13 protein-coding genes and 2 tRNA genes are annotated in these 17,949 nt (G+C 58.7%); 8 read left to right on the top strand and 7 right to left on the bottom strand.

The features are described from left to right. The first annotated feature begins 24 nt into the window (after positions 1 to 24). The 5 genes from nadD (at position 25) to ABH915_RS14240 (ending at position 3,002) form a co-directional block, all read left to right on the top strand. Positions 25 to 708, top strand: a complete 684-nt coding sequence (nadD, locus tag ABH915_RS14260) for a nicotinate-nucleotide adenylyltransferase (RefSeq protein WP_370125005.1) — start codon at positions 25 to 27, stop codon at positions 706 to 708. 7 nt (positions 709 to 715) lie between these two features. Further along, complete coding sequence (locus ABH915_RS14255; protein WP_370122438.1) at positions 716 to 2,047, top strand: hypothetical protein; 1,332 nt, start codon at positions 716 to 718, stop codon at positions 2,045 to 2,047. A 64-nt stretch (positions 2,048 to 2,111) separates the two neighbouring features. Further along, positions 2,112 to 2,513 (top strand): ribosome silencing factor, encoded by a 402-nt coding sequence (gene rsfS, locus ABH915_RS14250; protein ID WP_018773346.1) that lies wholly within the window; start codon positions 2,112 to 2,114, stop codon positions 2,511 to 2,513. 163 nt (positions 2,514 to 2,676) lie between these two features. Continuing rightward, a tRNA-Ala gene (locus ABH915_RS14245) sits at positions 2,677 to 2,749 on the top strand. Between the two features lie 177 nt (positions 2,750 to 2,926). Then, positions 2,927 to 3,002, top strand: a tRNA-Ala gene (locus ABH915_RS14240). A gap of 631 nt (positions 3,003 to 3,633) precedes the next feature. Here the strand turns inward: ABH915_RS14240 and ABH915_RS14235 are convergent. Continuing rightward, complete coding sequence (locus ABH915_RS14235) at positions 3,634 to 4,134, bottom strand: recombinase family protein (RefSeq protein ID WP_370122435.1); 501 nt, start codon at positions 4,132 to 4,134, stop codon at positions 3,634 to 3,636. Here ABH915_RS14235 and ABH915_RS14230 point away from each other — a divergent pair. Continuing rightward, positions 4,118 to 5,395 carry a hypothetical protein gene (locus ABH915_RS14230; protein ID WP_370122432.1) on the top strand — a complete coding sequence of 426 codons (1,278 nt, stop codon included), beginning with the start codon at positions 4,118 to 4,120 and terminating at the stop codon, positions 5,393 to 5,395. The genes ABH915_RS14235 and ABH915_RS14230 overlap by 17 nt on opposite strands. Before the next feature lie 72 nt (positions 5,396 to 5,467). Here ABH915_RS14230 and ABH915_RS14225 read toward each other — a convergent pair whose 3' ends face one another. After that, complete coding sequence (locus ABH915_RS14225) at positions 5,468 to 6,223, bottom strand: hypothetical protein (RefSeq protein ID WP_370122429.1); 756 nt, start codon at positions 6,221 to 6,223, stop codon at positions 5,468 to 5,470. Between the two features lie 199 nt (positions 6,224 to 6,422). Here ABH915_RS14225 and ABH915_RS14220 point away from each other — a divergent pair, with 199 nt between their 5' ends. Next, entirely contained in the window at positions 6,423 to 7,973 is a 1,551-nt protein-coding gene (locus ABH915_RS14220; protein WP_370122426.1) for a DNA cytosine methyltransferase, read from the top strand. On the opposite strand, the gene ABH915_RS14215 is transcribed toward ABH915_RS14220, so the two are convergent. The 5 genes from ABH915_RS14215 to ABH915_RS14195 form a co-directional block, all read right to left on the bottom strand. Next, complete coding sequence (locus tag ABH915_RS14215) at positions 7,970 to 10,039, bottom strand: AIPR family protein (RefSeq protein ID WP_370122423.1); 2,070 nt, start codon at positions 10,037 to 10,039, stop codon at positions 7,970 to 7,972. The two genes, ABH915_RS14220 and ABH915_RS14215, sit on opposite strands and share 4 nt — an antisense overlap. Then, complete coding sequence (locus ABH915_RS14210; protein WP_370122420.1) at positions 10,029 to 11,003, bottom strand: PD-(D/E)XK motif protein; 975 nt, start codon at positions 11,001 to 11,003, stop codon at positions 10,029 to 10,031. Before ABH915_RS14210 ends, ABH915_RS14215 begins: the two co-directional genes overlap by 11 nt. Before the next feature lie 19 nt (positions 11,004 to 11,022). Next, on the bottom strand, positions 11,023 to 13,794 hold the full coding sequence (locus ABH915_RS14205) for a Z1 domain-containing protein (RefSeq protein WP_370122417.1): 2,772 nt from the start codon (positions 13,792 to 13,794) through the stop codon (positions 11,023 to 11,025). Further along, positions 13,787 to 15,250: an ATP-binding protein gene (locus tag ABH915_RS14200; RefSeq protein ID WP_370122414.1), complete on the bottom strand. Its 1,464-nt coding sequence runs from the start codon at positions 15,248 to 15,250 to the stop codon at positions 13,787 to 13,789. Before ABH915_RS14200 ends, ABH915_RS14205 begins: the two co-directional genes overlap by 8 nt. Positions 15,251 to 15,359: 109 nt before the next feature. Further along, positions 15,360 to 16,052 carry a hypothetical protein gene (locus tag ABH915_RS14195; protein WP_370122412.1) on the bottom strand — a complete coding sequence of 231 codons (693 nt, stop codon included), beginning with the start codon at positions 16,050 to 16,052 and terminating at the stop codon, positions 15,360 to 15,362. Positions 16,053 to 16,178: 126 nt separating this feature from the next. Between ABH915_RS14195 and ABH915_RS14190 the strand changes: the two genes are divergently transcribed. After that, positions 16,179 to 17,462: a hypothetical protein gene (locus ABH915_RS14190; protein WP_370122409.1), complete on the top strand. Its 1,284-nt coding sequence runs from the start codon at positions 16,179 to 16,181 to the stop codon at positions 17,460 to 17,462. The last annotated feature ends 487 nt before the right edge of the window (positions 17,463 to 17,949 follow it).

The following is a 17,949-nucleotide window of genomic DNA, read 5'->3' as shown; positions in this document are numbered from 1 at the left end:
CAGCGCCGCCTGCGTCTGGGTGTGATGGGCGGCACGTTCGACCCCATCCACCACGGACACCTTGTCGCGGCCAGTGAGGTCGCGGCCAAGTTCGACCTCGACGAAGTCGTGTTCGTGCCCACCGGCCAGCCCTGGCAGAAGATGGCCAAGAAGGTCAGCGAAGCCGAGCACCGGTATCTCATGACAGTCATCGCCACGGCCTCGAACCCCCGCTTCACCGTGAGCCGGGTGGACGTGGACCGTCCGGGACCGACCTACACGATCGACACCCTGCGTGACCTGCGGACCCTGCGTCCGGACGCCGATCTGTTCTTCATCACCGGCGCGGACGCCCTGGCCCAGATTTTGTCCTGGAAAGACATCGATGAACTCTGGTCCCTCGCGCACTTCGTGGGCGTCACCCGGCCAGGCCACGTCCTGGACGGCATGGGCCGCAAGGACGTCAGCCTCCTGGAGGTCCCGGCCATGGCCATTTCCTCCACGGATTGCCGCACGAGGGTGGCCGAAGGCAACCCGGTCTGGTACCTCGTGCCGGACGGGGTGGTCCAGTACATCGCCAAGTACGGCCTGTACCACGCCAGCCCCGACGCCGACCGCCTCGAAGCCGGACACGCCGGGACCGCCAACGCCGGAAACGGCGCGGCGGAAACTGACCCCGCACAGCATGATCCAGCCTTTGAGATAACCCAACCAGCCAGCACTGAATGAGTTTGCCATGAGCCAGGAACAGCCTCCCATCCGCAGCCGCCGCGAATTGCGGCAGGCCAGAGATGAACGCCTGGACACTCCGGGCCCGGGCGAGCCGACGGAGGCCGAAATCACTGGCCGGAGCCGTCGCGTTGCCGACGCCCCGGTGGACTCTGTGCGCGCTGACTCTGTGCCTGCCGGCACGGAGCGGTCCTCACAGGTCCGGGCACGGGACCGCGCCGCACTGCGCACCATCAAGGAACTCGCAGAGAAGGAAGGCCAGCTGGCCGGCGGCGGGCCGCCCACGCGACGCCAGCTGAGGCTTTTGGAGCTGGCGACCGAAACCGCCCCGGCCACCCAGGCCAACACCATTGTTCCGGTGTCGCCGCGGACCCGGGCCAACCCGGTGGTCTCCCCAGCAGGGAAGGACGCAGCCGGGAAGGACGCCGCACCCGCTGACGCCGCTTCCAAGGGCGCTGCTCCGAAGGATGCTGCCCCGAGCGGCGCTGCTCCGAAGGATGCTGCCCCGAAGGGCACGTCCCCGGCTGTGTCAGCCGCCCCGGCGCCCAAAGCCCCCGCTGCGCCCAAGGCCCCCGCGGCCGACGGCGCCGGACCGGGCGGCACGACGCCCGACGGCATGACTGTGGAGCAGGCGCTGGCCGCCCGCGAGCTCCTCGCGGAGCAGGCCAAGAACCAAGTGGCCAAGATGGAACACATTGCGGCCACGGATCCGGATGCCGTTGATCCGGCCGTCCTGGCCGAGCAGATCGCCCTCGCCGAGCGCGCCGCTATCCTGAACCGCCGCGCCGCCGCCAAGCAGAAGCTTGCCGAACAAAACAGCCAGCCGGCGGCGGCGCCTCGCAACGATCCGACCACGGCCAACAACCTGGCCATGGTCACACCCCTGGAATTTGAGAAGATCCCCGGCGTGGAGCGGCCCGTCATGAAGCGCCCTGCCACGTCGTATGTCCCGGTTGTCACCAACCCGGGTCCGCGCGTGGACTCGCCACGGAAGCCCGGCCTGCGGCGGCCGGGCAGTTCCCGCCAGAAGGCCGCAGGTCCTGCTACGGGTTCTGCCGCTGGCAGAGCCGGCGTCCTGGCCCGGGCGGAAGCAGCCGCCAAAGCCGGAACAGCCCGGCCGGCAAGCGCGGCAAATTCCGCGGGGGAGTCCGACGAACGATTCGTGGGCGGGGAACCCGTGGCCGCGAATGCCGCCTACGGGCTGGAACCCCTGGATGCCGCCACCGCCGGGCTCGGCCGGGCGCGCCGCCTGCGCATGCTCCAGCTCGGCGTCCTGGCGGTGGGGATTGTTGCCCTCATCGCCGGCATCACGCTGATCGTCACCGGGCTGGCCCACTAGGTCTCAGGCCGCCACCGGCGTCCACATTTTCATCACCATAGTTTTCATCACTACAAGGAGTCCCGTGACTGCAACCGATTCATCCATCACTACCGCCCGCCACGCAGCCCGCGCTGCCTCGGAGAAGCTTGCCGAGGACATCGTGGCCCTGGACGTCAGCGAACGGCTGGCCCTGGCCGACGTCTTCCTGATTGCCTCGGCCCCGAGTGAACGCCAGGTCAACGCAATCGTGGACGGCATCGAGGACGAACTCTCCAAGTTCGACCAGAAGCCCGTCCGCCGCGAGGGCCGCTCCGGCGGTCGCTGGGTGCTGCTGGACTACTCCAACGTCGTTATCCACGTCCAGCACGAGGAAGACCGCGTTTTCTACGCCCTCGAGCGCCTGTGGAAGGACTGCCCCGTCGTCGATCTGCAGCTCGGCGACGACGCCTCCGCCAAGGCCACCGCCGGCACCGACACGGAGTAGCCACCCGCGCCCAGGCCAGGTCCGGACGCTAAAAAGAGCCGAATATGCCCGATTTGGAATTTTCCGAAGGGCTGGTCTAAGATATTTGAGTTGCTTCGGAGAGATCCGGACAAAAAACCGGAGCTTTGCACGTCAGCAGACATGCTCGGAGCAGCGAAAATTCGGGGCTGTGGCGCAGCTGGTAGCGCACCTGCATGGCATGCAGGGGGTCAGGGGTTCGAGTCCCCTCAGCTCCACCGGATAATCCGCCGGAATCGAAAGATTCCGGCGGATTTTTTTGTGCAAGGATCCGGGCCAGGACCTGGAAGTGACGAACCTTTCCCATGAGTCAACGAGCCGATTAGCGCGAACGCGATTTGTGGTTTAGGCTATTCAGGTTGCTTCAGGGAGGACGAAAACTTCCGGGCAAATGAGGGGCTGTGGCGCAGCTGGTAGCGCACCTGCATGGCATGCAGGGGGTCAGGGGTTCGAGTCCCCTCAGCTCCACCATAGTGGCCTTATTCGAACCATCGACATAGTTGATGCCATCGAATAAGTCTTCTACGGTCACCAAAAGGGAACCACCAGATCTGGTGGTTCCCTTTTTTGTGTCGCTGTGGGCCACGTGGTGCGCCTGTGCGCGCTCTAGAGCCTCCGTGCGGCTCGCTCCCGCTTGAAGGGCCTGGTGGCCCGTCTGGGCGGCAACCAGCGCTGCAATCGGTTCGGCCAATAGCGTCCCTGCTATTTCTTGGTCTTCTACTAAAACTTTGATGAAGACTGCTTGGTTGAGCTGGCGGCGCTCCTGATCACTGGCTCCCCGGTACAGCGCCTCCGGGTCAGCCAGCAGATCGAGGTAGCTTTCAAGGTGCCGGGCTCCCGCTTCCAAATTTGAATCGACGCTGTCGAGCTGCTGGCGCACTCTGGTTCGTTGGCGCTCGATTTCGGTCAGGCGCGTACGGATCCTGTCCTTGGCTATGGTGCCGTCGGCGGCGAGATCGAGCAGGTTCTCTTCCTTGGAGTCGCATTCCTTGAGCGTGGCCGCCAGCTGCTGTTGAAGGAGCAGATTGGCGGCCTCCTTTTCGCGGAGGGCTTCGCGGATTCGGGCTCGGGCGAGGTCGATGAAGTCTGGCGTGAATCGGAGCTAGCCGTATTCACGGATCATGGCGTCTTCGAGCCTGGCTGTACTGATGTGGCTCGTTGAGCAGTCTTTGACCGTTCGTCCGGCGCAGAAGAAGTAGAAGTATTCGTTGCCGCTTCTTCCGATGGAGCGCTGGATGACCACGCGGTGGACGATGCCTCGTTTGTGGCAGTTGTCGCAGTAGAGCGTGCCTTTGAGGTAATGGTCGTAGAGGCGGCGGCGCTCCCCTGAGACGCCGCGGCTATCAAGGAGCTGCTGGACCTTGTGGAACAGGTCGTCGGAGACGAGGGCTTCGTGGCGTCCGGGATGTTCGGCGCCGTCCAAGGTGATGATTCCGCAGTAGTAGCGGTCGCGCAGCAGCCTCGAGATTAAAGCATCTCGCCCGCTTCGTGTGGTGGGTTGCTTTCGCCATGGTCGAGATGTCGCGGAAGTAGACGGCAAAGGACCCTGGTAGCCCTCGGCACGACTTCTGACGGTCAATAGGTCGATGGCTGCAAAATACACGCCGCTGAAGCCTGCTCAAGTTGGCGTCCTTCGTTGGATCGCCGCCGGCTGTCCGGATGGCGTGATGGAAGACGTCACATACAAGACAACCGCAGCGGCCCTGCAGAATCGGAACTTGGTCAGGATTTCGAAGCCGCACGGCCGTTGGCAAGCCACGGTGCTACCTGGCGGCCAGTACTACCTGGAGCACGGAGACTACGACCCCATAGTTGTTGCGAGCTACGACGAGCTGATGAGCGTTGGCCAGCCGGGTACCCAACAGCCTCGAACAACGCAGTCAGCGAAGTCTCGCCCACTTCCCGAAGCCGTCGCCGGAGTCGAAGGCAAGCAAGTCAAGGCTGTCCGGCGGGCGGAGCCTACGGCTAACGGCGGCACAAAACCACCGGCTTCGGATTCGAGTGCCGAGAAATCGGAGCCTCTGCGACTCCACCCGGCCGTTCGTCTGCTGCGGGGCAACTCGGCCATATCCCATGTTTCCAAGGATCAGCAAGGGCGGGCATTGAGACTGCTGCAAGGGCTAGCCACGGGGCTGTCCGCCGTGGTTTCACCGTCGAAGCACGAAAACCCGAGCCCGCCAGATACCTTCCCCCCCTCTGACCGAGAGAGGGGCCTCATCTTCTTCGACGCCGGAGCGAGACGCGTCGGCGTGGACGTAAGGCAGCACCAGACTCGAAGTCTTCACCAGCCCACAAAGAAGGAACTCGATGACAGCGCACGTTTCCATTACACGGCGTACCCGAAATATGACTTCACCCCGAACGAGCGGTTGCATATCGTGCTTCACGGCGCATCTCCAGACAATTGGGAGGCGCTACAACGGGTGGCACTTGAGGACCGTCTTGAAGACATTCTCGAGGCCATAGAGCGGGCTTCTGTCACGGCAAGGGAGGCAGCCGAGCGCCGGCGTCATCAGGACGACGAACGACGACTCCAGTGGGAGAACGCCCGCAATGCCGCGGTGCTCAAGTTGATCGAATCTCACCGTGCGGAAGTGCTCTTATCGCAGCTAGCCGCCTGGAAGCAGTCCGAGGACTTGGGCAAGTACTTGGCTTCAATGGAGCGCCGCGTCAGTGATATGCCATCGGAGGCGGAGCGACTGGACGCCAATGACTGGCTGGACTGGGCGAGGTCCTACCGGTTAAGCCTCGACCCTCTTGCCGGTCCCTTACATATGCCGACGCCGCCTGAGCCAAAGCCTGATGCGCTCAAACCGCTCATGAAGGGCTGGAACCCCTATGGTCCGGAACGTGGCTATTCCTAGCAGTGCTTGATCCGCAGGTGCTGCCGACGGATCTAGGGGAGGAGCGACATGACAACCCATGGGGCGCCGACATTACCCATTAAGAGATTCCGCTTCCGCAATCCACATATCCAGGATGTTAGTTCGGAGCCGGTTCGCGCCGGTCACAATCCGCCGTCCCTGACGGATGCGCTGCACATAATCTCGAATCTGCCGGACGTCGCGCTGCCGATAACCGAGGCGGTAGGCATACAGCTCCAAGTCTTGCGGCTCGTATCGGTAACCGTTGTCGTGCAAAAGCTGTAGCGTCTGCACGATTTGGTCTTTGCCTCGCCCGTGCTTGAGCCCGCTGGCCTGATCCATAACTTCCCCTGCATGGGGCAATGCGACGCGCACGACCGCGGGCACTCGCTCGACATAACTCTGATCGGCGGGCATTCCAGATGGGAGTTGCACTGCGCCGTGCGCCTGGAGCCACATCTCGAGATCGTCGAAGCCGGGCCAGAGTGTGATGCAAAGGTCCGCGGAGGTCGGGTCGACCGCATCAACCATGGCCTCGGCCACCTTCTCCTCCGGGAAAAGAGCCAGTACAGAGGCGCCGGACGTGACGGTCAGGACGCCATTCGCCAGAGCGCCGACCGATACGTCCGGACAGCAAGCCAGGATGCCAGGCACGACTTCCTGCTCAATATCTGTGCCCTGTGAACTCACCAAGACGGACTGGACGGGACGAGGGCTGGTCTCCAGCCATTCGGCGAGGCACCCAACCGCGGACCTCTGTTGCCCCATGGCAACCCAGTCGTTCCAGGAGACGTAGGAGAGGCCAGGGGTTCGGGTGAGATCTGTCATACCGAGTAGCCTGTCACACAGGTCCGACGGCCTGAGGTGAATCGACGCATCTCCGTGGAAACTCCAACTTGCGGCAATCTCGCAGGGCTCGCAAGCAGGCGAGATTTCGCGTCTGTCTTGGTCTCTGACTGCCCTGCTTCCCAGACGGCGTCTATGCGATGCACGCTTCATGGCCGTGACCTGGTAACCTGGTCAGACTATGAGTGATGAAATTCCGGCAGTTCCGCGCACGCCCATTCCAGTGATTGACCTGTTTGCTGGCCCGGGCGGTCTCAACGAAGGATTCTCCAGCATAGGTGAGGAAGACGGCGGCCCAATCTTTCAAACCGTTGGGTCGTTCGAGATGGAACGAAACGCCGTTTCGACTCTGAAACTCCGCTCGGTCTTCAGGCACCTCAAGCGAAACGGTGGGGTGCCGGAATCGTACTATGAGTACATTTCGGGCTCGAAGACTTGGGAAGAGTTCACGGAAGAACCTAGAGTCGCCGCGGCACTTGAGCTTGCGACGGCTCATGTCCACGAGATTGAACTTGGCGACGCTACTCGCGAGGACGTCACTCAAAAGATCAAGGACGCGCTGGCTGCGGCGCCCAAGAACCCCAACGGAGACTGGGTCCTCATCGGAGGCCCTCCATGCCAGGCCTACTCACTGGCTGGACGGTCGCGTCGGACGAACGACGAGAAATTTGCATTCGATAAGAAGCACTTCCTCTATCAAGAGTATCTAGACATCATCAAACAATTCGCACCAGCCGTATTTGTGATGGAGAACGTAAAGGGTTTGCTCTCGTCGACCAATCACGGCATCGGAATGTTTGGCCAGATACTGCACGATCTGCAGCATCCGAGTCCTTCCTTGTCATACGAAGTCAGGTCTCTGGTGATCGATAAGAAGGATAAGAAGCTCTCCCCGAAGGACTTTGTTATCCCCGCGGAAGATTATGGCATTCCACAGAAGCGTCACCGCGTCATTTTGCTTGGTGTCAGATCCGACGTTGTCGAGAGAACCAATCGCGCCGTGCTTGAGCCGAGTTCTAGGGTTACGGTCAGAGATGCCATTGCGGATCTGCCGTTCCTGCGTTCAAAGATCTCACCGAAGCGCCATGACAGCCAAGAGAACTGGGACATGCTGCGGAAACGCGCCATCGGCCGTCGTGAGGCCCAGGGTGTTGACGATTCGGAGGTATCGGTCGATTCGGGCGCGGCCGAATCGGGACAACAGGTGGATACAGAGACGCGCAACGCCGCTGTCATTAGATATCGAAAGTGGGTTGAAGACGATGCTTTGCCTGAGCCACTCCAGCATCAGTCGCGGAGCCACATGGAAACGGATATTGAGCGGTACGCGCACCTATCCTGGAAGGCTGAAGAGCTGGGCAAGAGCCCCAAGTTCGCGGATCTGCCTGAAGATCTTGAGCCCAACCACAAGAACATTGGTGAAGACAACACACCATTCCTTGATCGATTCCGGGTGCAGGTATGGAATGAACCGTCGACGACGATCGTCTCGCACATCTCCAAGGACGGGCACTATTACATTCATCCGGATGAGTCCCAGATGCGAAGCTTGACGGTGCGCGAAGCTGCGAGGCTGCAGACGTTTCCCGATAACTACTTCTTCGAAGGCTCTCGAACAATGCAGTACCACCAAGTCGGAAACGCTGTCCCGCCGCTGTTGGCAAGGCTCATTGCAGAAAAGGTAGTCGAGACCCTGCGGCTCGATGTAACCAAGGATGCAAACGAAGGCTAAAAGTCGGAGAAGCCCTTCTCCCGTGCCTTGCTTAGAGTCGCCATGAGCCGGGCGCTTTGACGCTCGGAAGGGAATCCGTTCTTGCGTCCGGTGACCACATCGAGGATGCCGATATCGGTGGGGCCCGCTACGCGGTTTGCGAGAGCAAACGTGCGCAGACTCTCCCATTCCTCCTTGGATGTCGACAAGACTTGCGTCTGGATATCGATGCCGTTGTCGATCCTCTGAGCGGCCTTGGATGCGCTCTTGGCCTCGGTCCGGACCGACGAATCGATGAGCTCCCTCTTGAAACCTTCTGGCAATTCGAAGGCCGCAGTTCTCACCGTCTCCCAGCATGCAGCCGACTTGGCCCATTCGGTTACGTTCGCGACGCGGCGTGTCGGTGACGTAAGGGAGTCGGACACGAGTTTTGCGGCTGAGAGCGCGGTCGTCATCATGGCCTCGGTTAACGTTTGTTGTTGCCAAATAGCCGCGAAGTTGAGGTGGCGTCCCGGGACTTGCCTAGCAATTTCGAAGGCTAACTTAGCCATGGTATAGGTGACGATGTTGGCGAGATAGCCCTTGTCATACCAGTCTGCCTTTGCAACGGAGCGTCGAATTTCCTCGTACATGATCGCTTTGGCGACCAGGTCCCGGAAATACTGTTCGTTGATCTCTTCGTTGGATGTCTCCCAGATCTTTGCGACACCTTCGGCGAAGGCGACAAAGTTCTTTTGAGCGCCAGCACTCACGACATGCGGTTTTTGATCCCACGACACCGCATATTTCGCCGCGTCCGTTTTGGTGAAGACTTGGCCTCGCGGACACGTAACTACGAACTTGTTGGCATCGGTGGTGGAGAGCTTGTTTTTTTCGTTGAGGTACTGGCCACGGGTCCGCTCGTAGTACCACTTAGTGTGGTAGTTGACGCCAGGGCGAGCAGGGACGAGCAACCTTCGCGAGAGCTCTTCCAACCGAATATGGAACGGGCTATTTGAGAAGAAGTCTGCCTCGCTGACGCGGTTCTGGCTGTTGGCAAAGCGCGAGATCTTTGGAACGAGGTCAACGGCCTTCTCTGGGTCTACGACCACGAGTTTCATCGGCACGAACACGTCACTGAGTACCGAGTCTTTGGCGTTTTCCCTTGCCACGTAGAACAGCGAAGCAGTGGTCTGTCCACCGTTCACAATCTGGAGGTCAACGAGGGACGTTGCTCTGAGCCCATCCGAAGTCCGCGTAAGGCCCGTGGCGGTGGCGGTGATGCCGTTGTTGTACGCCATGAACATCTCAGGTTCGGACAGAATGGTCGTCTTGATACCCTTATTGACCTTGCCCCGCCCGCTTAGAAAAGATCGGACGTTCCCTTCGAGAAGTCTGCTTCCGTACTGCGCATACAGGTCGGCAACGAGGGCGCCGGGGACGGCAGCCATATACGTAGCGAAATCCGTCGAATCACCGCTAATTTCTAGTATTGGGAGCCCCTCCGGTACCCACTTCGTCAAGTTGATCTCGAGGGCTTCACGGCCTTGTTGGGACTCCTGAACTTGGTGGAGTCTTCGCAGGTCCCAGAGGTGGAAATCTACGGGGACCCCGTTAAGAGTCGACGATGGGACTTCCTTGATACGGTCGCTCAGTCGGCCATTGGTGACGAGGTAAAGACGGTAACGCGAGACCGCTCGTCCCCGGTGATGGAGGTCTGTTGCGAGCTGATATGCGGCTGAGCTTTCTTCTCTGCCAGCCGTGAAGTGTCCGGAAACTGCTTCCGATAGAAAGTTCTCGAGTGCTGACAGACGTTTTTTGGCGTCGGTAGCAGTGACCACGTCGATGGAGTCGAAGTTCGAGTGCAGAAGAACGGCGACTGAGACCGATTCGTCGGCATTGTCCAGGTCGTACGCGTTGACGGCAAGCTTTTTGTTGCGTTGACCAGACCCTTCAAACTGCATCACCGTAAAGTCTTCAACTTCACCGGCTTCGGCGAAGCGTTCCGACACCTCTGCCATGAAGGCCATAGAGGTGTACTCGTTATCGACTGCTGCGCGAGCGTTGACAGTGTTTTGCAGGTCCAAGTAGAAATCATCAAGATTCATTCGACGAAACCTTTAGTTCTGCTGTGGGTAGCCCCAGCTGTGAATAATCGCATTCAAAGGGCGCTAGGTCCGCTAGATCCAAGGAATAGGAGACGCGGCTGACGCCTGCTGGGAGCATGCTGGGCTCGATTCGTGGGAAGGACGCAGTTACCTCCAGATATCGAACGCCAGTCGGGAGGAAGTGCATGTCGGCGTAGGCGTCGTCAGATCGATCGAAACGTAGCTCAGCGAGTCGGCCTGCCAGTTCAGACTGCGCAACGCTAGCATCCTGGAGAAGTCGGTCCGTTCGGTCTAGGAGCGCAGGAATCGTCAGTGCCCCTGGTGTCTCTGCCATGGCGTCATCAGCGGCCACGACGCAGACGAAGAGTCGCTCATCCGGCAGGCGATTGAGCTGGTTCTCCGAGGAAATCTGAATGCGTCGAGCCCGACTGTGAACAGTCTTTACTTCAATCAACGGACCGCCAGGGAACTGAAAGTCTTGGTCACTTTGGAACGGCCCACGCCATGCATCCATTACGTGGCGGATAGAGCAATCCGGCACTAGGTTCGAGAAGCCGACCCAAAGTTCGCCGAAAAGGCCCCGCGCGGCGTCCAACGAGAGCCGCTGACCCGCCGGAGCCTTGAGCAGGGTCCGCCACTCCTCAACACCGGCCATGAACGCTGCAAGCCCCTGGGCTTCAGAGCTGGTCTCGGAGACACGATCCACGATATGTGCGCAGAGCTGGACAAAGACGTCCGTAAATTTGGGCGCCTTGAGCGTAAGAAGGAGTACCCAGTGGCCGTCGATGCTTCTCTGCGTGCGCGTCACATCAACGGCGTCTGACAACTCTGGAATGCCCGGTTTGAGGCCGCTGATGGAACAGAACATCGCTTGTCCAGCTTGGTCGGTGCCGCAGACGAGGCGAAGCTCGAGATCCGGATCGACTTCAAGGGTTCTGGGAAGCCGTTGCTCGATGGCGCTCAACCATGCGGCTTCGACGGGATTAGACATCATCGTCCCCGTCGTCGCCCGTGTACTCCACAAACCATTGCTCTTGGGCCACCGTGTTGATGAGGTACTTAACGTCGCCATCTCTATCATTGAAGTCAAGCCGATTGCCTTGGAACGCTAACTTGATCCCAACAACGAGCTCGCTCTCGAGGTGCGCGACCTTCTTTAGGTCCTCTTCAGGTAGTCCCTCGAATTTCGGATGCAAAACGTAGATGAGCAATGCCGGCCGGGGAAGGTGCTTATAAATCACAGACTCAGTGAGGGTCTTGCCCGGGTTCTCGTCCGCGAAGGCTTGGGTGACGGACGCATCGGTAGATGGATCGAGAATCCGCCGGAGATCGTCTCCGCCAGCCAACCGGCTGCTCCTGCCCGACACCAGCAATTCCCCTGAACCGCCGATTGTCATCGAACGCGTCGGCGGATGAATGACGATGTCTCCGAAGGTCAGAGCAGAACTGGGCGACTTGGATCCGTTGACAAAAACGACATCCCACGAAGTGAATTTGGCTTTTTTGTTGTTCTTGACGAACTTGCCTATGGCGTTGCGGTAAAAATACGGATCCATGCGATGCGCCGTGTAGCCATCCAAGAATTCGGCGATTACCGACTGCGGTACGTTAGTGAAACGCGGGTAGTCTCGCTGCGTTCTTTCAGGCTGGCCAATAGTCTTCACGAGGTTCGTGGCTAGGGCGGCCGTGGCATCCCGGTTGTCTGTGACAATGGCAGGTCGTGAGTCGAGCCGCGACGTTTCGACCCGTTGGCCGATGAGGCTGATGACTTTTTCGGCTACAGCAGCCGATTTCGATTTGTTCTTCGCAGTTATGAGCAAGGTGTCTGGGTGCATTCGGATAGCTAGCCCGAAGTCCTCCGGAGTCAATTTCTGGCGTCGCATGAATTTCAGATCGGATCGCAGCTCATCAATGGTCGCGGCGATAAATCGGTAGTCCGCGGCGACGCCAGGGTCTATCCAGATCCTGCATAGGTCCTCGAAACCGTCCCGGTAGCCGAACCATCGGGCCATTTGCAACATGGTGTCGGCCGCGCGCACGTTTCGGTAGTAGTAGCTGATTGTGAGGCCCTCTAGAGTCAGCCCGCGACTGAGGACATCGCCGCCGATGGCTATGACCCTCTTTGGCATTTCGGTACTTAGCTGCTGCTCTTTTAGAAGTCGCTCAGTGTCTGAGTTGAAGGTCCGGACCGTAATCTCGATCGACGCAGCCGGCAAGGCACTCAACACCTCTGGCCATGCAACCTCCGCGTGGGGATAAAACCTTTCAAATGTCGATCGGAGGTCATCGATGATGTGGTTCTTCACGCCTTCGGTGTAGAGAATTGCGTGAGCCTCAAGCGCATTCTTGATGCTGTCCAGCTCTTGCTTCACCAGCTCGTAGAGATGCGCCTGGACGCGCTTGAACCGAGAGATGTTGACCAGCATGGCCCGAGGCTGGTCCTCTTGCCCACGAATGTCTCGGATCGCGTTTGCTACGACATAGACGCGGATGGCTGTCTTGAGGCTCTCCGGGATATTACTAAACGAATGGTGCTGCTTATGTTTCAGTGGTAACACTGGTTCGACATCGTGAAGATCAATGACGCTCGCCCGATTGATGTTCTCTTCGGTACCGAAGGTTTTGGCCGCGCCCACGTAGTTTGTTGGTGTTTCTAAGCCGTAAATGAAGTCCTTTGGAAACAGGTCCTTATGAACTTCTCCCTCATTGACAGTCGTGGCTTTATGGTCGATGAGGATATTGGCAAATGGGGTTGCGGTTATGGCGACATAGGAGCTTCGCGCGAACTTTCCGAGAAGCTGGCGGATGAGGAGGTTCGTTCTTGTTGGGTCGTCTTCTTTTCCCGTATTTACGGAACCATAGTCTGACTCGTCATCAACGAGCAGAAGAGGCAGCGTAATCTTGCCGTGCGATTTGGCTTGGTCATCTGCCCACTCAATGAGTGCATTTAGGACATGCACGTTCTTCTTGATGACAAAGATGAAGGGATGCGGAGAGTCTGCCGAGACGCTGATGCTTGTTGCATCTTTGCTGGCCTGCAGAAAGTCTTGGACGACGGTCGTCATACCGACCGCTTGAGTTAGTTGCTTGTTAAGCCGCCCAACACCGACGATCCTGTCGGCGGCTTTGGCTGTCCCTGATCGTGTGACATTGCGGCTCGAGTCTTTGCCAAGGAAGCCCTCGTCGATACGGATCTGAGTTTGCTGCCGCAGCGACTCCGTGTTGCCGGCCAGCAAGACTACGAGCCGATATCCAGCGTCGGCGGCCTTATTAAGAAGTCCCAAATATGTCTGGGTTTTACCGGACTGGACGTCACCGATAATCAAGCCCTTGCGATCCCAATGGCCGGGGACCGCTGGATCACCGACGTAGTCCAGGATGTCGTCAGTGAACTCTTCCATCTTCTCCAGTACCTTCGGAGAACGGTTGTTATTCCTCAGCCACTGCTTATACGTCAGCCATCGAGTCCATTCGATATGGTGCTTTTTTGCCGCGAGCCAAGGCTTGAAATCCTTGTCAGTGATTCCGACACCAATCTCCACGTCGATGCTCAATTTGCTCACAAGCCGTCGGTGAACAGCTGTGATGTCGTTATCAGAGACGTCGGGAGCTACGACAGGACGGAAAGTTTCCAGCTGGTCGTGTAGGTGAGACTCGCTGTATGTGTCGTCGCTGAGCAGAGCGCTCACCACGGTCTCAAGTTTTTCCATCTGAGAACGGATGACACTGGGGTCGGTGGCGGCCTGGCTAGTCATTTACGACCTTCCAAAGTAGTTCTGTGGGGGCGGATGCAAGAGCGAAGGGTTCAATCGAAGACATAGCTAAGACAAACTGTTCCGAGTCACCTCCGCTGGCTTTGTGTGCTTTCCAAAGCGCCGAGGCCAAGCCTTCGAGCGCTGGAGCAGATGGCTGAAGTGGTGAGTGACTCTCGTCTTGACCGAGTCTGTTGTATGCGTCCTCAACCGGAAAGGTCGATTCCAGGAGCGAAAGCACCGACGAGAGCTGTGTCACATCATCGGGACTCATCTGATCGGCCAACATTTCCAAAGCTGGGTGCTGCCGATTGATCTCATATCTGAAGGTGCCCCGATCATCGACCACGTTCCACACGGGACTCGTGCGGGACTGTTCTTGGACGATGCGGCCACGGTAGAGGTGGACACGTTTGCTCGGCTCTACGATGCGCCCCGCGATCCGGCGAAGATTGTCCCGAATCTGCGGTGGTGGGGCTGCTGAAGCCTTCTTAATGTCCAAAGACCACAGGTGATCCAACGTGTTCGGGATATCGACCTTGACTCTGGCAAGTTTGCCCAGGTCGTCCTTAGGTGCAATTCGAAACCACGTACCCCAAATGACCAGCCGCTTGCCACGATAGATATAGAAGCCCTGGCTGTCGCGGACCCGGCCTGCGACTTGGGCCCGCTTCTTTTCTGCGGCCGTCATCAGGTTTAGATGCGGCAGCGTGTACGGCTGGACGTCAATTCGTTCCCCGTCGACGGAGAAGGACTCGGATGGGCCGAGTTGGGTCGCCTTGTTGGACTCCAGGAAGGGATCCGAGCCTTGTACAGGGGTGCGGTTCAGCGAGATACCGAAGCGCTGACCGTGTTCGCCGGCAAGAAATCTATGGAATACAAGCGCCAAGTGGCTTTTGACGTCCATCATGGCTGCATCGAACGACGAGCTGAGATCTCCAACGGTGGCTTCGAGCCGGTCAAGGTTCCGCCAAATGACGAGTGTCCCCGAAGTGAGCCCGGCGAGTTCGCTGAATCGGGGGAGCTCCTGCAACTCATCCTCAGCAAGGACGAGGAGGCTCCAGGATTGCTGTTCGATCATGTGATCGATGTTCCATTCGAAGCCGCACAAGACTCCGTCGCGCTTCGAAACAAGGACCAAGTCTCGGCACTGCGACAACGACGCTGTCTTCAGTCCGAGTCCAAAGCGTCCCAGGTCCTTCGGATTTCTCGACTTCAACGGGCTGGCACCTGCTAGGCGCATCGCTTTGATGGCATCATCGGCCGTCATCCCCTCGCCATCGTCGACTAAGGCGACGTATGGATCAGGCTGATCGCCGAAGAATATGTCGACGTTGGTGGCCTCGGCGGATATCGAGTTGTCTATGAGGTCGGCAACGGCTGTCTGAAGTGTGTAGCCGACGGCGCGCATGGACTCCATGAGATGCGGATCCGGCGGAAGGATTTGCTCGGTTGTCACTGACCCCCCAGTTGTAGTTCGTGCCGTCAACGTTGCACAGCTCTTTGGATACTAACTGGCAGCAACGACAAAATATGTTTTATCAGTCTCTTGGGGACCGGGCAGGTCATCAGTCGTCGAGCAGGGAAGGCTGAATATAGGGTGCTACGGGGCTTCGACTACCGTTGGTCAGGGTGGTGAGCGATCGAAATTTGGCCAAATTGTCCACTACGGATTGGGCCAGATCGAGTATCTCGACTAATGACGAGGCTGCGACCAGAAGTAGCTCGGGTCGGTTGGGGTCGGAGTCGAATCCGCATCCGTTTTGGCGGATCAGGTCTCGCAGAAGTTCGGCACGGGGCTGGTTGGAGGCGAAATAGACGACCGGATACGGCGCCCAACTCCGAGCAGCATGACTGCGACAGCTAGCAGCCGGAAATATCTTTCCGGCCGAGAGGGCGTATGCCAGGGCCCCCACGCCAAGCTCCAGACCTCCAAGGTCGCAGTCTTGGGAATCTATAAGGTCATTGATTTGGTCGGCGGCGCCTCCCGACAAGCCCGCATCCATAGCACTGCCGGCCTCGAAGGCCTGCGCATATTCATCGAAGGCGTCTGGGGCGGTCGCCAGTGCATCTATGAATTCCAACACGCGCCTGTGTGCCGCTAGGTAAGTTCGAGCGCCCTTGACCGTCGTGCCGCGGAGATCAATGACGTCTCGAAAGTTGCCGAAGCCTTCGTCATCGATCTCCGACGGCTTGGGAGTCTTGAACGTCGCTCCGGGAGGGAAATCCGATGACAACGCGGTGGAAAAAACGGGATGCATGGGTTATCTCTATCATGCGTCCGGAGCTGTGCCGGGGACGAATCAGCCTGGGGCGGCGAACCGTGAGCAGGGTGCAGCATGCGCGGGGTTTCGTCGTTGGGCATTGAGGTTATGGCAGGATGAAGCATGCCTGCCGAATTGTCCGATTCCCAGAAGTCGCTGCTCGGCTTCGTCACTGATGCCTACTTGACTTCCAACGATTTCAACGGGGTTCACTACGGCTCCCTTCCGCCCGAGCTGACGGCTGAACTTCGGCCGTTACTGGAAGCGGGTCTCATCTACGCGAATTTCGGTCAGCGTATGGTCAACCCCTACATTCTCGGCTTACCTGCTGAAGCTCCTGGAGTCCATCTTCAAGTCATCGATACTATTGGCCGGCCCATCACTGACGCCGTGCTATACCCGACCCCGGGGCACCTGCAGACGGTGGTCCCTTCGGCCCTTTATTCCGATGCGCCTTACAGCCGGGAACTGGCTTTGGGGGCTGGCCAGTTGGAGCACCGCTTCTTCGAGACGGCTGTCCTGGCTCGGTACCGGGACGATCCTCGCTACAACTACATTTTCGACATCGACGGTCAGATTTCGAGGGATGACTTACCGGATGGCATGTTCCTTAACACGATGAGCGTCGGTCATCGTGTTACTGACGGCCTAGTCGTTGTCGGGGTTTTCTTGAAATATGTCGATGACCTCGCGCCGATCGAGCAGCAGTATTGGAAGATGCACGAGGTTTCCGACCCTGAGAACTACCAGCTGCATCCAGACTTCATACGTACCCACCTTCGCGCCGAGTTCCCACAAAAGCTTAGCCCCTTTGTCGCGATGCTTGAAGAAATGGCACTCGTCAACAAGATGTGCGACGCCATCGGATATCCGCGGCTGTTTAGGAAGGTCTATGAGAGTGGCGCCAGGGCTAAGGAATCGGACTTGCGTGAGCCACGACCACGCGACTTCGGGCATCTGGTTCGCCCGACTATGAAGGAACTGCGGGACTTCACCGCCATGCTGGACAAGATGCTGTCCGACAACATGACGTACGAGTTCTTTGCCGTGGAGATACCAGAGATGTTCCACGATGTTCCGGGGCATGGTGGTGCGATGGTGCGGCAGCAGAAACGGTCGCTTACGCTTCTCAAGGAATGGCTGACGCTCTTCGTCAAAGAGGATCCGGAGGGCTTGGTAGATTTCACTTGCAAGACGATGAGGGACATTCGGAATGCAAGAAATCCTGATGCACACAGGATTCGGGATAACGATTATGACGAAGCGATTTACGGCAAGCAGCGAAAGCTGATCATGGGCGCTTACGTCGCGGCCAGAACGATTCGCCAGAGTCTTCAGGGGCATCCTCTCGCGAAAGCCGTGCACGTGCCGTCCAAGCTAGAAAACATGGACGTTTGGAACATATAGCTGGAGAATCATCTCCCCGTCAGCCTGTGTCTTCGAGTCTTGATGGCGAGACTTCGCTCTGAGGAGTCTGCCGGGCCGACCCATCCAAGCAGAAAGCCGGTGCCGCCGCAGCGAGTCCAAGCCGTTGGTGGTGGTGCCGTCAGGCACCCTATTGCCGATGTGATCAAACAGCTCACGGAACTTCAAGCTAGGTACCCAAGTAGTGAAGTCCGACGCGGCAGAGCGAACCAATGGGAACTATGGCCCGGCCAGCCAACCGAGGACTGAGGCCACTGGGCACGTCCAAGGGCGCGCCAGGGGAGCCGAAGCCAGGAAGGGGTCACACGCTATCTCGATGGGGGAGATATGGTTCAGAGATCAACTGAAGCGAAGAGGTGAAACGTGTTGACGGCGTGTCCAATCGAGCGGCCGAGTATTGACGTTGATAAGTTCGTAGACGTCGTAGTGCACTTGGCGATCGGCTGGCCTGTTTCGATGTGAAAATTTG

The organism is Arthrobacter sp. MW3 TE3886 (genome assembly GCF_041262145.1).
Classification (GTDB): domain Bacteria; phylum Actinomycetota; class Actinomycetes; order Actinomycetales; family Micrococcaceae; genus Arthrobacter.
The sequence above is the reverse complement of the archived record's forward strand: the minus strand, read 5'-3'. Positions and strand labels throughout refer to the sequence as shown.